General features: G+C 55.8%; 12 protein-coding genes and 3 pseudogenes. 13 read left to right on the top strand and 2 right to left on the bottom strand.

Features of this window, described 5'->3' with window-relative positions; all coding sequences use genetic code 11:
• The first annotated feature begins 75 nt into the window (after positions 1-75).
• The 6 genes from iucA (at position 76) to NNO04_RS01500 (ending at position 8,380) form a co-directional block, all read left to right on the top strand.
• A complete protein-coding gene (gene iucA, locus NNO04_RS01525) occupies positions 76-1,800 on the top strand; it encodes an aerobactin synthase IucA (RefSeq protein ID WP_271443168.1) in 1,725 nt (574 codons plus the stop codon).
• Complete coding sequence (locus NNO04_RS01520; RefSeq protein ID WP_271443167.1) at positions 1,801-2,667, top strand: GNAT family N-acetyltransferase; 867 nt, start codon at positions 1,801-1,803, stop codon at positions 2,665-2,667.
• Positions 2,667-4,400 (top strand): aerobactin synthase IucC, encoded by a 1,734-nt coding sequence (gene iucC, locus NNO04_RS01515; protein WP_271443280.1) that lies wholly within the window; start codon positions 2,667-2,669, stop codon positions 4,398-4,400. The genes NNO04_RS01520 and iucC overlap by 1 nt, the downstream gene beginning before the upstream one ends.
• A gap of 3 nt (positions 4,401-4,403) precedes the next feature.
• Positions 4,404-5,738 (top strand): NADPH-dependent L-lysine N(6)-monooxygenase, encoded by a 1,335-nt coding sequence (gene iucD, locus NNO04_RS01510; RefSeq protein ID WP_271443166.1) that lies wholly within the window; start codon positions 4,404-4,406, stop codon positions 5,736-5,738.
• 28 nt (positions 5,739-5,766) lie between these two features.
• Positions 5,767-7,965 carry a ferric aerobactin receptor IutA gene (gene iutA / locus NNO04_RS01505; protein ID WP_442870720.1) on the top strand — a complete coding sequence of 733 codons (2,199 nt, stop codon included), beginning with the start codon at positions 5,767-5,769 and terminating at the stop codon, positions 7,963-7,965.
• Between the two features lie 115 nt (positions 7,966-8,080).
• Entirely contained in the window at positions 8,081-8,380 is a 300-nt protein-coding gene (locus tag NNO04_RS01500; protein WP_271443165.1) for a putative quinol monooxygenase, read from the top strand.
• 879 nt (positions 8,381-9,259) lie between these two features.
• On the opposite strand, the gene NNO04_RS01495 is transcribed toward NNO04_RS01500, so the two are convergent.
• Together NNO04_RS01495 and NNO04_RS01490 are read right to left on the bottom strand one after the other, a co-directional pair.
• Positions 9,260-9,895, bottom strand: a complete 636-nt coding sequence (locus tag NNO04_RS01495; RefSeq protein ID WP_271443164.1) for a hypothetical protein — start codon at positions 9,893-9,895, stop codon at positions 9,260-9,262.
• 1 nt (position 9,896) lies between these two features.
• Positions 9,897-11,120: pseudogene (locus NNO04_RS01490) on the bottom strand (integrase domain-containing protein).
• Positions 11,121-11,292: 172 nt separating this feature from the next.
• Between NNO04_RS01490 and NNO04_RS01480 the strand changes: the two are divergent.
• The 7 genes and pseudogenes from NNO04_RS01480 to NNO04_RS01450 form a co-directional block, all read left to right on the top strand.
• Positions 11,293-11,385: pseudogene (locus NNO04_RS01480) on the top strand (baseplate assembly protein); the annotation flags it as partial.
• Positions 11,378-11,983 carry a phage tail protein I gene (locus NNO04_RS01475; RefSeq protein WP_271443161.1) on the top strand — a complete coding sequence of 202 codons (606 nt, stop codon included), beginning with the start codon at positions 11,378-11,380 and terminating at the stop codon, positions 11,981-11,983. The pseudogene NNO04_RS01480 and the gene NNO04_RS01475, both read left to right, overlap by 8 nt.
• Positions 11,980-13,311, top strand: coding sequence for a phage tail protein (locus NNO04_RS01470; RefSeq protein ID WP_271443160.1), 1,332 nt, complete (start codon positions 11,980-11,982; stop codon positions 13,309-13,311). The genes NNO04_RS01475 and NNO04_RS01470 overlap by 4 nt, the downstream gene beginning before the upstream one ends.
• Positions 13,308-13,724 carry a tail fiber assembly protein gene (locus NNO04_RS01465; RefSeq protein WP_271443159.1) on the top strand — a complete coding sequence of 139 codons (417 nt, stop codon included), beginning with the start codon at positions 13,308-13,310 and terminating at the stop codon, positions 13,722-13,724. The genes NNO04_RS01470 and NNO04_RS01465 overlap by 4 nt, the downstream gene beginning before the upstream one ends.
• A 106-nt stretch (positions 13,725-13,830) precedes the next feature.
• Positions 13,831-14,880, top strand: a complete 1,050-nt coding sequence (locus NNO04_RS01460; RefSeq protein ID WP_271443158.1) for an acyltransferase — start codon at positions 13,831-13,833, stop codon at positions 14,878-14,880.
• A gap of 106 nt (positions 14,881-14,986) precedes the next feature.
• Positions 14,987-15,079 (top strand): annotated as a pseudogene (locus tag NNO04_RS01455) (phage tail protein); the annotation flags it as partial.
• A 70-nt stretch (positions 15,080-15,149) separates the two neighbouring features.
• Positions 15,150-15,256 (top strand): transposase (locus NNO04_RS01450; RefSeq protein ID WP_271443278.1); only part of this gene is annotated, 107 nt, incomplete at its 3' end.

The following is a 15,256-nucleotide window of genomic DNA, read 5'->3' as shown; positions in this document are numbered from 1 at the left end:
TAACAATTGTTATTGATAATGAGAAATCTTATCGGCAGAATTCTCATTATCACAACATGTGGGATCGGTTTGATTATGACTTTGCCAAAGAAAACTCCGGACTGGGACGTCGCTGCGCAATGCTTCCTGAACGCGCTTATTCGTGAAACCAAAACCTGGCGACTGAGCGAAAGCCAGCCTGCTGAACTGATTATCCCCCTCGACGATCGTCAGGCGCTGCACTTCACGGTGGACTACTTCTCACCGACTCAGCATCACCGTTTCGCCTTCCCGGCTCAGTTAGTGAGCACTTCGGGTCGCGAGCCTGTCGATTTCCCGACATTTTCCCGTCTTATTGTTGATACGCTCCGGCATACGCTGTCGCTGCCCGCGTCTCACGCCGACGCGTTTTACCAGCGCGTCACCCAAAGCCATATGCATACGCAGCAGGCCATCGACGCCCGTCACGACTGGGCCGCCCTGCGCGAGCACGCGTTGAACTTTGGCGAAGCGGAACAGGCGCTGCTGGTTGGCCACGCGTTCCATCCGGCACCAAAATCGCATGAACCCTTTACCCGGCAGGAGGCGGAGCGCTACCTGCCGGACTTCGCGCCTCACTTCTCGCTGCGCTGGTTTGCAGTTGATAAAGCGCATATCGCGGGCGACAGCCTGCATCTGAATCTGCAACAGCGCCTGACGCGCTTTGCCGCCGAAAACGCCCCGCAGCTGCTCGGTGAACTGAGCGATAGCCAGTGGCTTTTCCCGCTGCATCCGTGGCAGGCCGCGTATCTACTGGAGCAGCCATGGTGCCAGCAACTGGCGGAACAGGGCCTGCTGCGGGATCTGGGCGAGGCCGGTACGCCGTGGCTGCCGACCACCTCTTCCCGTTCGCTTTACTGCGCCACCAGCCGCGACATGATCAAGTTTTCGCTCAGCGTGCGCCTGACCAACTCCGTGCGCACCCTGTCGGTGAAAGAAGTGGCGCGCGGCATGCGCCTGGCGCGTCTTGCGCAAACGGAACGCTGGCAGACGCTACAAACCCGTTTTCCGACGTTCCAGGTGATGCAGGAGGACGGCTGGAGCGGGCTGCGCGATCTGCACGGCAATATCATGGCGGAAAGCCTGTTTGCTCTGCGTGAAAACCTGCTGGTCGATCGGCCACACAGCCAGACCAACGTCCTGGTGTCTCTGACGCAGGCCGCACCGGATGGCGGCGATTCGCTGCTGGTCGCGGCGGTCAAACGCCTGAGCGCTCGTCTGGGGATCACGCCGCAGCAGGCCGCCCACGCGTGGGTTGACGCCTACTGCCAGCAGGTACTGAAGCCGCTGTTCACCGCCGAAGCGGATTACGGCCTGGTCCTGCTGGCGCATCAGCAAAATATTCTGGTGAAGATGCAGCAGGACCTCCCCGTTGGGCTTATCTACCGCGACTGCCAGGGCAGCGCGTTTATGCCACATGCGGCGGGCTGGCTCGACGTTATCGGCGAAACGCAGGCTGAAAACATCTTCACCCGCGAGCAATTACTGCGCTACTTCCCATACTACCTGCTGGTGAACTCCACCTTCGCTGTTACCGCTGCGCTGGGCGTCGCCGGGCTGGACAGCGAAGTTAACCTGATGGCGAGAGTACGTATGCAGCTTTGCGCGGTGCGCGAACAGGTGACGCACAAGACCTGTCTCGACTACGTGCTGGAAAGTCCATTCTGGAACGTGAAAGGCAACTTCTTCTGTTACCTGAACGATCACAACGAAAACACCATCGTCGACCCATCGGTTATCTATTTCGATTTCACCAACCCGCTGCTGGCGCAGGAGTCCTGAATGTCTATGGCCAATATCGTTCACAGCGGCCACGGCCTGCGCTGTGAAAAACTCGACGCACAACTGACTCTCAGTTGGGGCCTGGATAACAGCGCGGTGCTGCGCTGGCCGGGTCTGCTGCCGGAAGGCTGGCTGCGCGACGCGCTGGACCAGATTTTCATCGCCGCGCCGCAGATCTCCGCGCTGATTTTGCCTTACGCCGACTGGCGCGAGGAGCCGCAGGCGCAGGCGCTTTTTGCGCAGACGCACAGCGATATTATTCATCGCGCCGCGTTCTGGCAGCTCCCACTCTGGTTGAGCACGCCGTCAAAACAGGCCTCCGGCGAAATGATCTTTGACGCAGAACGGGAAATCTACTTTCCTGCCCGTCCGGCGCGCCCGGAGGGTGAGGTTTATCGCCGCTACGATCCGCGCGTGGAATATTTTTGGGAGCAGGGCGGTTCCCTTGAGCTCCAAACCGCCTATCTCGAACGCCAGCTCACCGGAAAACACGCGTTCCCGTTGATTGGCTGTTTTGACGATCGGCCATTCAGCTACTTTGAAATTTATTGGGCAGCGGAAGACCGTATCGGCCGCCACTATACCTGGCAGCCCTACGATCGCGGCCTGCACCTGCTGGTCGGCGAACAGGCCTGGCGCGGCGCGCACTACGTTCAAAGCTGGCTGCGCGGGCTGACGCACTATTTGTTGTTGGATGAACCGCGCACGCAGCGCACGGTGCTGGAGCCGCGCGCTGACAACCAGCGCCTGTTCCGCCACTTCGATCCGGCGGGCTACCGCACGCTGAAAGAGTTCGACTTCCCGCATAAACGTTCTCGCCTGGTGATGACAGATCGCACTCGCTTCTTTACGGAGGTCGGCCTGTGATGAACCGTACGGACTGGGAAATTGTTAACCGCCAGCTGGTGGCGAAAATGCTGGCTGAACTGGAATACGAACAGGTCTTTCACGCCGGGTCGCTGGGGGATGACCGTTACGCGATTAATCTACCGGGCGCGGAGTGGCACTTCAGCGCACATCGCGGTATCTGGGGCTGGCTGTGGATCGACCCTGAAACGCTGCGCTGCGCCGATGAGCCCGTTGTTGCACAGACGCTGCTGATGCAGCTAAAGCCGGTGCTGTCGATGAGCGATGCCACCGTCGCCGAGCATATGCAGGATCTCTACGCCACCCTGCTGGGCGACCTGCAACTGCGCAACGCGCGTCGCGGCCTGAGCGCAGAAGACCTTATCGCGCTGGACGCCGATCGGTTGCAGTGCCTGCTCAGCGGTCATCCAAAATTCGCTTTCAATAAGGGCCGCCGTGGCTGGGGACAGGACGCGCTGACGCGCTATGCCCCGGAGTACTCCAATACCTTCCAACTTCACTGGCTGGCGGTGAAACGCGACAACATGGTCTGGCGCTGCGACAGTGCGCTGGACAGTGAGCAACTGTTGACGGCGGCGATGGACCCGCAGGAGCTGGCCCGTTTCCATCTGGCCTGGCAGGCGTGCGGGCTGGACGAGAGCTGGCACGCGTTGCCGGTGCATCCGTGGCAGTGGCAGCAAAAAATCGCCCTCGATTTCGTCACCGATCTGGCGGAGGGACGCATGGTGTCGCTGGGTGAATTTGGCGATCGCTGGCTCGCCCAGCAGTCGCTGCGCACTCTGACCAACGCCAGCCGCCAGGCCGGGCTGGATATCAAACTGCCGCTGACGATTTACAATACCTCCTGCTATCGCGGCATTCCGGGCAAATATATTGCCGCCGGGCCGCTGGCCTCGCGCTGGCTTCAGCAGGTGTTTGCCGCTGACCCGACGCTGCAACAAAGCGGCGCGATGATCCTCGGCGAACCGGCGGCGGGCTATGTTTCCCACGAGGGCTACGCCGCGCTGGCGCAGGCCCCGTACCGTTATCAGGAGATGCTCGGCGTTATCTGGCGCGAGAACCCGTACCGCTGGCTGAAGCCCGATGAAGCCCCGATTCTGATGGCGACCCTGATGGAGTGCGACGAGCACAACCGGCCGCTGATTGGCGCGTATATCGCCCAGTCCGGGATGGACGCGGAGGCCTGGCTGTCGCAGATGTTCCGCGTGGTGGTGGTGCCGCTTTACCATCTGCTGTGCCGCTACGGCGTCGCGCTGATCGCTCACGGGCAAAATATTACCCTCGCCATGAAAAATGGCGTGCCGCAGCGCGTTCTGTTGAAAGATTTTCAGGGCGACATGCGGCTGGTGAAGGATGAGTTCCCGGAGATGGACTCCCTGCCTCAGGAAGTGCGGGATGTAACCGCCCGCCTGAGCGCCGACTATCTGATTCATGACTTGCAAACCGGCCACTTTGTGACGGTGCTGCGCTTTGTTTCGCCGCTTATGGCCCGCCTCGGCGTGCCGGAGAGACGTTTTTATCAACTGCTGGCGGCAGTGTTGAGTGATTACATGCAGGAACACCCACAACTGTCGGCGCGTTTCGCGCTTTTCTCACTCTTCAAGCCACAAATCATTCGCGTCGTGCTGAACCCGGTAAAACTGACCTTCCCTGACCAGGACGGCGGCAGCCGCATGCTGCCAAATTACCTCGAGGATCTGCAAAACCCGCTGTGGCTGGCGACAAAGGATTAAATCATGACAAACACTGTAGATTTCATTGGTGTAGGCATCGGTCCGTTTAACCTGAGCATCGCGGCGCTAGCCCATGAAGCGGAAGGCTTTAGCAGCCGCTTCTTCGACGGCCGCACACAGTTTGCCTGGCATCCGGGGATGCTGGTGCCGGACTGCCATATGCAGACCATGTTCCTGAAAGATCTGGTGAGCGCCGTCGCGCCGACCAGCCCGTACAGCTTTGTGAACTATCTGGTGAAGCGCAAGAAATTCTATCGCTTCCTGACCACCGAGCTGCGCACCGTTTCCCGCGATGAGTTCTCCGACTACCTGCGCTGGGCCGCCGAAGGGATGGGTAACCTGCGTTTCAACAATACGGTGGAGCGCATCGCGTTTGACGAGCGCCGCCAGCTTTTCGCCGTGCAAACCAGCCAGGGTGAAACCTTCGCCCGCCACGTCTGCCTGGGCATTGGCAAGCAGCCGCACCTGCCGGCCTGCGTGAAAAGCGCCTCGCCAACCTGCTTCCACGCCAGCGAAATGAGCCTGCGCCAGCCCAACCTGAGCGGTAAGCGGGTGACGGTGGTCGGCGGCGGGCAAAGCGGCGCGGACCTGTTCCTCAACGCCCTGCGCGGGGAATGGGGCGACGTTGCAGAGATTAGCTGGGTGTCGCGTCGCAATAACTTTAACGCGCTGGATGAAGCGGCGTTTGCCAATGAGTATTTCACTCCGGAGTACGTGTCCGGCTTCGTCGGGCTGAATCACGCCGCGCGCCAGAAGATGCTCGACGAGCAGAAAATGACCTCTGACGGTATTACTGCCGAGTCGCTGCTGACGATTTATCGCGAGCTGTACCACCGCTTCGAGGTGCTCGGCCTGCCGCGTAACGCCCGTCTGATGCCGAGCCGGTCGGTCACCGGTCTTGAAAGTCGCGGCCAGGGCTGGCAACTGCTGCTGGAGCATCATCTGGATAAAGGCTACGACACGCTGGAGAGCGACATGGTGATTTTCGCTACCGGCTACCGCCCTGCGCTGCCGCAGATGCTGTCGCCGCTGATGCCGCGTATTGCTTTGCGCGACGAATGCAGCTTCAACGTGCGGGACGATTTCACCGTCGAGTGGGACGGCCCGAAGGGGAATCACCTGTTCGCCGTTAACGCCAGCATGCAGACCCACGGTATTGCCGAGCCGCAGCTTAGCCTGATGGCGTGGCGCGCCGCCCGTATTCTGAATCGCGCGATGGAGCGTGATTTGTTCGATCTCAGTACGCCGCCCGCGCTGATTCAGTGGCGCAGCGGCAGCCGGGAAAAACCGCAGCCGGAGGCTGCTCTTCTAACTCGCTACACAGCATCTTCGGGCTGATATTTTCCGCCCGTGTGAAGGAATGACAATGATAACCAAAAAGCATACGCTCTGGGCTCTTAACCCGCTTCTGCTCGCCATGATGGCGCCCGCGGTCGCGCAGCAGAGCAGCGACGACACGTTAGTGGTTTCCGCCAACCGCACCAACCGTACGGTGGCGGAAATGGCGCAAACCACGTGGGTGATTGAAAAAGCCGAACTGGAGCAGCAGATCCAGGGCGGTAAAGAGCTGAAAGACGCGCTGGCCCAGCTGATCCCCGGGCTTGACGTCAGCAGCCAGAGCCGTACCAACTACGGAATGAACGTGCGTGGCCGTCCGCTGGTTGTGCTGGTGGACGGTGTGCGTCTGAACTCGTCGCGCACCGACAGCCGCCAGCTCGATTCCATCGACCCGTTCAATATCGACCACGTTGAAGTGATCTCCGGGGCCACCGCGCTGTACGGCGGCGGAAGCACAGGCGGCCTGATCAATATTGTGACGAAAAAAGGCCAGCCGGATACCCAGGTGGAATTTGAGACGGGGATCAAGAGCGGTTTCAACAGCAGCAAAGATCACGACGAGCGCGTTGCCAGCGCCATCTCCGGCGGCAACGACCATATCTCCGGGCGCGCATCGGTGGCGTACCAGAAGTTCGGCGGCTGGTTTGACGGTAACGGCGATGCGACGCTGCTCGATAACACCCAGACCGGCCTACAGTATTCCGACCGTCTGGACGTGATGGGCACCGGGACGCTGAATATCGACGATACCCAACAGCTTCAACTGGTGACCCAATATTATAAAAGCCAGGGTGACGACGATTACGGGTTGAACCTCGGGAAAGATTTTTCGGCAATCAGCGGCGCGACCAAGCCATACGTTAGCAGCGGCCTGAATTCAGACCGTATTCCGGGCACCGAGCGCCATCTCATCAGCCTGCAATACTCGAATAGCGATTTCCTCGGTCAGGAGCTGGTAGGTCAGGTCTATTACCGCGATGAATCGCTGCTGTTTTATCCGTTCCCGACCGTCAACGCGAACAAGCAGGCCACCGCGTTCTCCTCCTCCCAGCAGGACACGGACCAGTATGGCGCGAAGCTGACTCTCAACAGCAAACCGCTGGACGGCTTGCAGCTGACCTACGGGCTGGATGCGGATCACGAGCGCTTTACCTCTAACCAGATGTTCTTCGATCTGGCTAAGGCAAACGCCTCCGGCGGGATGAATAACCATCAGATTTACACCACCGGGCGCTATCCGGGGTACGACATCACTAACCTGGCGGCCTTCCTGCAGTCCAGCTATGACATCAACGATATCTTTACCCTAAGCGGCGGCGTGCGCTATCAGTACACCGAGAACAAGATTGATGATTTCATTGGCTACGCGCAGCAACAGCAGATTGCCGCCGGAAAGGTGCAGTCCGCCGATGCGATCCCTGGCGGGTCGGTCGATTACGACAACGTCTTGTTTAACGCCGGTCTGCTGGTTCACCTGACCGAACGCCAGCAGGCGTGGTTCAACTTCTCCCAGGGCGTGGAGCTGCCGGATCCGGGTAAATACTACGGGCGCGGCACCTATGGCGCAGCGGTGAATGGGCACCTTCCGCTCACCAACAGCGTGAACGTGAACGACAGCCAACTGGAAGGTGTGAAGGTCGACTCTTACGAACTGGGCTGGCGCTACTCCGGCGATAACCTACGTACGCAAATCGCGGCCTACTACTCGATTTCCGATAAGAGCGTGCAGGCGAATAAAGACCTGACCATCAGCGTGGTCGATGACAAGCGCCGCATCTACGGCGTGGAAGGCGCAGTGGACTACTTTATCCCGGACACCTACTGGAGCACCGGCGCGAACTTCAACGTGCTGAAAACCGAGTCTAAAGTGAACGGCAGCTGGGAAAAGTATGATGTGAAGGTGGCGAGCCCGTCGAAAGCGACGGCCTACATAGGCTGGGCGCCGGATCCGTGGAGCCTGCGCGTACAGAGCACCACGTCCTTCGATGTCAGCGACGCTCAGGGCTACAAAATCGATGGTTACACCACGGTTGATCTGCTCGGTAGCTATGAACTGCCGGTGGGTAAACTCAGCTTCAGCGTGGAAAACGTTTTCGATCGCGACTACACCACCGTCTGGGGCCAGCGCGCGCCGCTGTACTACAGCCCGGGCTATGGTCCTGAGTCGCTGTACAACTACAAAGGGCGTGGTCGCACCTTTGGTCTGAACTACTCCCTGCTGTTCTAAGTTATACCCTGCTCTGCCCGGCGTCTGCCGGGCATGCGGCAGACGCTGAAACATAAACGAAAGCGCTGATTATCACCATGCCGGTATGCCTACCTGTTTAAATAAAGGAGTTCGCATGCTTAAGGTCATCGCCGAGGATTTTATCAAACCCGAGTACGTTGACACCGTTCTCCCTTTCTACCGCGAACTCGTCGCGGCAACGAAGAAAGAGCCCCTGTGTATTGCTTATGATTTATATCGGGATGAAAAGGATCCAGGGCATTTTATTTTCATTGAAGAGTGGCCCGATCGGGCAGCACTTGATGCGCACTGCGCCAGCGAGCATTTTACTCGGCTTATGCCTTTGATTGATCGGTACGCGCGTAAAGCGGCGCAGTACATCCTGATAGATGCTCGGGTGGATCCGCAGGAATAAAGCCCGTTTCTGGTTCGCAGCGGTCGAGCTAATGGTCCGCTGTGAGCGAAGAGCAGACGGGATAACGACGTTTAAGATCCGTTCTGAACGCCAAGCGGACATCGTGACTCGAACAGGATTCCTGCTAAGATAAGGCATTGATGAAAAAGCATTCAATTGCCAGAAGTTGGCGAAGATAATGGAAGAGAGGAATAATGTTTACCCCGGAGTTTATAAATGAAGACCGCGGCGAGTTTCTCCTTGTGGCCAACCACAGCCTGGCATCACCGGAATCGATAAGACTCAGTATTGCATACAATATTGCCAGAATAGGCTGGGGACTATCGCAGCTTCCACCGCACATTCACACTTGCCGGGTCGTCTATGACATCAGAGGGCAATCCATCCCTGAGCAGGTTCAGGCCCAGGTCAGGCAAGCGCTTGAGCAAGTAGCCATTGTGGAGTTTAAAAGCTGATGGGGCTTCAGTTAATTATCAAAGCAGAACGTAGCAAGATAGAAAAAGCATTGGGATCGCTGACGTCAGAATGTGAAATATTCCCGGTCGCTGAAGGCCTTTTCGGTATTTCCATTTCGGAGCGAAGTCTCTCATCAGTGGGTGAAGCTGCTATTCTAAAAAAACTTGAACCACTCACACGTTTTGACCTGTGGCAGGGGGCCTGGCAAGAGCCCAGGAGACGTTGGCTTTGGTGAGTTTCAGAGCTGAACGAGGTATGGAAGTCGCATTGCGTGTTGGGCACAGATCGCCTGTTCTCATTAGCAAAGCGGTTTAAGGCTCTCAATACTAAGATATGAATGTCCGCTTTTGGCACGAAGCCGACTATACGCCTAAGGTTTCAGAGCTTAATCGGTTCGCTACACCCGACACTGGGAGCGACTACCTAAGTTCGCCCCATCTTCAACACCTCATAAAATGTTCCTCTCCCAAGCCCATCTGATGGCGCGTCCCGCTCTTGAGCCAACTCTTTCAGCTTTCGAAGTATCCGTTCCGAAGCCAGTTTATCAGACGTCCCATAACGCCCGTCAGTCTCCTCAACCAGAAGCTGAACCAGCAGCCAGCAGAGTCGGGCAGTATTCTCCCGCGCCTTATCGCGCTTATGCATTCCACGCAGGGAAGGTTGTGCTGAAGCAGTGAGGTCCGGTAGCGCTTCATCACCGAGCGTTTTCAGCCACTTGCGTCCACGGCTGTTACGCGACAGTTTCATCACCGCCTTCAGGCTGCGAGCCTTAATTTCTGGCGGCGTGAGTTCGTCATCAATAAGCCGCCAGGCCAGCGCGAACATTTCATCGGCATAGAACATGCGTTTATTCGCCGGGGCACTGACCATGCCAGTGGCTTTGATGGTGCGGCTGATGGCGTCGTGCAGGATACGATAATTCTCTTGATGTTCTTCCGGCAGGGCGTTTGCTGGTTGGGAAGCATCGAGGCCGAGAAGCAGAAGCGCGAGATGCCGCGCTTCCAGCAGCGGCATATCACATTCTCGTTCAAAAAGATTCTGACGAATGGGACTGGTCACATTATTCTCCTTCCACGATTTGCAGCGGTTCTTCTGCACCGAGCAGCGCCTGCCGTCTGGCAGCATCAACGTAGTTTCCCCACCACTGCATCAGCGGTCGCCTTTGTTCCAGGTAGTCGCTGCGGTTGTAGGCCGCTTCGATTTCGTCTTCTTTCTGGTGCGCCAGCGCAGATTCCAGAACTTCACGGGGAAAATGACCTGCGCCTGCCGTGGGCGACCAACTCACCACCAAACCCCATACGGATAAGCGCGGCGTTCGCGGTCTGCTGGTGCATATGCTCCAGTGGTTTGCGGATGCTGGGAATACCCACGGACGATGGCGGCTGACGGGCTCCATTATCTGAAGAACGCGCAGCGCCTGTTTGCTGAGTGGCACCGTGTGCGAACGGTTCATCTTCATAAAGGTGTCGGGGATGCGCCATTCCGCTTTTTTCATGTCGATGTCGCACCAGCGGGCGCTGACGGCCTCGCCGGGGCGAACCCAGGTCAGTAGCTCCCATTCGATCAGACAGCGCGTTTCCTTTCGGATAGAGGCGTTCTGTAGCGCCAGCATTAGCCTGCCCAGTTCGCTGGGGTGAAGGGCGGGCATGTTCTGCTTTTTCGGTTTCTTGAAGCGGGCGACCAGGTTGTCAGCCGGATTGAACTCAATGAGCTCTTCGGAGATGGCGAAGCGGAAGATTTCATTAAGCCGTGAGATCACCCGCCGCAGTGTTTCCAGTATGCCCTGTTCTTCCAGTGGAGTGAGGTATTCCTTGAGCATCTTCGGGCGGATCTCGGTGACGGGCGTACTGCCCAGAGAGGGGAAGACGTGCATCTCCAGCGAGCGCCAGACATCTTTGGCGTGATCTTCGCTAAGATCGCTGGTCCGTTTTTTCTCTTTGAGCCACTGTTCCGCAACTTTTTCCAGCGTGCATTAATTCTGGAGTCGTTGCTCCTCTGCAACCTACTTCAGATGGGCCTGCGGGTCGATGCCCTGCACAAGTAAACGCCGGTGTTGCAACCTGAAATCTCGCGCCATGGCGAGGGTGACGACCGGGTAGGGGCCAATGCTGATTTTGGTCCGTTTTTTCAGTGCCGGGGGAGTGTATTCGAAGTACCAGATCTTTCTGCCGGATGGCTTAATCAACAACGCCACTCCGTCGCCATCGCGCAGCATATACTCGGTCATCTGCGGCTTGGCGGCAGCGATCTCGGTATTGGTTAGGGATTTCAATGCTTTAGGCATGTTTTTGCACCTTGTTTTTTTAGCGTTCAGGCAACGCGGTGCAAAACAAGATGCATAATGCTCAATATTTATACAGAGATCATGACCGCACATGCAATAAAGAAAATCCTGCAACTCATTGAAGTTACAAGCTTTTTTAAGGTTCATAATGCATCATGAATGAATGTTTGGGCTGGTGTCCCCACTCAATGATGTGGTGCTGGATAAGACGCAGGCGGCGTCCTGTACGCAGTGGAGCGTCACCAATGGGGGCACGGATGAATAGCCTGCTGCCGCCCGGTTCGTCGCCGCTTGAGCGCCGACTGGCGCAGGCCTGCAGCGGGATTTCCGATCTGCAAGTGCCGCTGCGTGATTTGTGGAACCCGGCAACGTGTCCGGTCATTTTTCTGCCGTATCTGGCGTGGGCGTTTTCCGTTGACCGATGGGACGAAATCTGGACCGAAAGTGTGAAGCGCCGGGTGGTGCAGGATGCTTTCTATATCCATCAGCACAAGGGGACAACCAGCGCCGTGCGGCGCGTGGTGGAGCCGTTCGGTTTCCTGATCCGCATCATTGAGTGGCGGCAGACCGGTGAAACACCGGGGACTTTCCGTCTGGATATTGGCGTACAGGACCTAGGCATCACAGAAGAAACCTATCTGGAGCTGGAGCGCCTGATCGGTGACGCCAAGCCGTGTAGCCGCCATCTGATCGGCATGTCCATCAATCTGCAGACCAGCGGTCCGCACTTTGTGGGTGCAGCCACCTATACAGGTGAAGAAATCACGATCTATCCGTATATCAACGACACCATTATTTCTGGCGGCATCGCTTATGAGGGCGGGGCTGTCCATGTTATTGACACGATGAGAGTGAATCCATGAGCGAAAAATTTTATACCCTGCTGACAGATATCGGCGCGGCGAAACTGGCCAGCGCCGCCATGCTCGGTGTGCCACTGAAAATTACCCAGATGGCGGTGGGAGACGGCGGCGGAGTGCTGCCGACTCCAAGTGCGCAGCAGACAGCGCTGGTCGCTGAAAAGCGTCGCGCCGACCTCAATATGCTGTATATCGATCCGCAGAACAGCAGCCAGATTATTGCCGAACAGGTGATCCCTGAAAACGAGGGCGGTTGGTGGATTCGTGAGGTTGGTCTGTTTGATGACACCGGCGCGCTGATTGCCGTGGGCAACTGCCCGGAGAGCTACAAGCCGCAACTGGCTGAGGGGAGCGGGCGCACGCAGACCGTGCGCATGGTGCTGATTACCAGCAGTACCGATAATATCACCCTGAAAATTGACCCCTCTGTGGTACTGGCAACCCGCAAGTATGTGGATGACAAGGTGCTGGAGCTGAAGGTGTATGTGGATGACCAGATGGCGAAGCACCTTGCTGCTGCAGATCCTCATACGCAGTATGCGACAAAAGAAAGTCCAGTACTGACGGGAACACCGAAAGCCCCAACCGCACCGGCGGGGACCAATACAACCCAGATTGCCAGCACGGCATTTGTGCAGGCGGTGGTCACTGCGCTAAATAACGCACTGGCTCTGAAAGCACCGCTGGCAAATCCGGCACTGACCGGAACGCCGACGGCACCGACCGCAGCACAGACGGTGAATAATACGCAGATTGCCACCACGGCCTTTGTGAAAGCGGCAGTTGCCGGGCTGGTTGGTTCATCGCCGGAGGCGCTGGATACGCTGAATGAGCTGGCGACTGCGCTGGGTAACGATCCGAACTTTGCCACCACCATGACAAACGCGCTTGCCGGAAAGCAGCCGATGGACGGCACGCTGACAGACCTTTCTGGAAAGACTGTGAGTGCTTTGCAGCAGTATTTGGGATTAAAGAGCGCAGCACTTCGGGATATTGGGACTTCCAGTGGACAGATCCCTGATATGAGTGCTTTTAGTTCAGGAGGTAGTAGTAACGCTAAATTCACCAGGCTGCCTGATGGCACAGTTATCCAGAGAGGGAATGCATCAGTACCCTACGGCGGTGCGACAATCACGCTTCCGACAGCTATGCCGTCAGCAAACTATGTAGTGCTGGGAATGGATGTGGATGGAACTGTTGGTAGTGGTGGAATGATTGCGGGTGGGCCGCTCACAGCAACCACACTGCATCTCCATGGGATTAACTGGAATGGGGGAACGACAAACGACGGTTCTCCTGGGGCGATGTGCTGGATGGCAATTTCATTATGAATAAATACTATTTTTCTGCAGAAAACGTGGGCTTTTATGTCGCAGGCGCGTCCGTCGTGCCTGCTGAGGCGGTTGAAGTTTCTGAGGATGTATACAGTTTATTCATCGGTGTGCCCTGGCCTGATGGAAAGCAGTTAGGCGCTGATGAACATGGCGATCCTGTGTGGGTGGATTCACCACCGCCGACGATGGAAGAACTCGTTAGCGAGGCTGAACAGCATAAACAGCGCTTACTTTCCGTTGCTGACGATCACACGTCAGACTGGAAGGTGGAATTGATGCTTGGAACTATCAATGACGCCGATAAAGCTACCCTGACAGAATGGATGGCCTACAAAAAAGAAGTGAAAGCTGTAGATACCTCCAGCCCAGGCGAGATTGTCTGGCCGCAAGCACCAGAACAGGGTGCATAGAGAACTAACACTCAAGTGATGCTTGTTAAATGAATGCCGCCCCTTGTTCTGTAGGCGGTACTATTGCCTTGTGTTAGCATTCAGAAAAAAACAACAGAGAGAAAAAATGAATCGACGTGTTTATTGGTTGGATGCTGCACGAGCAATAGCTATTTTGCTCGTTGTTTTTACACATTGTCACGAACAGGCGCAGGTTACTGATCCATTATGGGGCGGTATATTTTACTCCATTGACCGTCTTGGCGTTCCAGTTTTCTTTATGCTTTCCGGTGGGTTGATTCTTGATAAAGTAAAGGATATACCTATTCTTGATTTTTATAAGCGAAGGATTGTTCAGTTTATTGTTGTTTTGTGTGTCTATTCCATCGTTACAAATACAATTCAGCTTTATCTTGATTCTGGTGATTTCCTCTTTTCTTTGGGTAAGTCAGTTGTTAGCTATAATGCCATCATGAATCCTATAGAATTTAATGGGATTTATGGGTATGCAAGACAACTCTGGTATATGTATGCAATCATTCAGCTATATTTGGTTGCGCCGTTTGTTTCCCGGCTAGTAACCGCGTCATCAACGAAACATCTCATTGTCTTTCTGATTCTCTGTGCAGTGTTTAATCAGGTAAGAATGACGGGGGAGTTTTTTTGGGGGCGTTGGGATCTTCTTTATCGTTTAGGCAGTGATTTCACTGGTTCTTACCTGTTTTACTTTGTTCTGGGTTATGTCCTTATAGCCAGAAATGGTTTGGATGTAATGGCCGAAAGATTCCAATGGCCATTGTCAATTTTACTGATCACTGTTCCATCCATCTTACTGGTTAAGGCTGATGTAAATGCAGGGAAGTTGATTGGTGAAATGCACTGGTACACTGCTTCTCTGTTTATATTAGTTTCAAGCATAGGTTTGATGATGCTGCTTAAATTGATGTTTTCCAAACACCGCATAGTTGCCCTGGAAAAATTAAGCTTATGTTCGTTTGGGATTTTTCTTTCTCACTATGCGTTTATTTATGTTGCTAAGTACCTGCAACAAGTTTATTCAATTACAGATAATCAGTATGAAAATACTGTGATGTACTTTGCTTTTGCGCTGACAGCAAGCCTGATATTCACGTTGGTGATGCTAAAAACCAAAGTAACCCGTTATCTCGTCGCCTGATTTATCGATGCTAAATTGTGCCATTGGTGGCACAATTCAGTGCATGTGCTTTTCCCTTCAATCTCAAAGAGCATAAGCAGACCCCATCATTTGGAGAGACTGCCTTATGGCTCAGGATTACCACCACGGGGTGCGCGTTGTTGAAATCAACGAAGGCACCCGATCCATTACCACGGTGAGCACTGCCATCGTGGGCATTGACCTGCTCCCCGTTGATTAATACACCGCGATGTTAGTAATGTCTTCATTAGCCACATGAGGACATCCCCATGAAGAAGCGTTTTTCCGAAGAACAGATCATCAATATCCTCCGCGAGGCTGAAGCCGGGGTTTCTGCCCGTGAGCTCTGCCGTAAGCACGCCATTTCCGACGCCAC

Origin of the sequence: Citrobacter sp. Awk 4, assembly GCF_028069725.1 — a bacterium.
In the GTDB taxonomy this organism is placed as follows: Bacteria; Pseudomonadota; Gammaproteobacteria; order Enterobacterales; family Enterobacteriaceae; genus Citrobacter_D.
The sequence above is the reverse complement of the archived record's forward strand: the minus strand, read 5'-3'. Positions and strand labels throughout refer to the sequence as shown.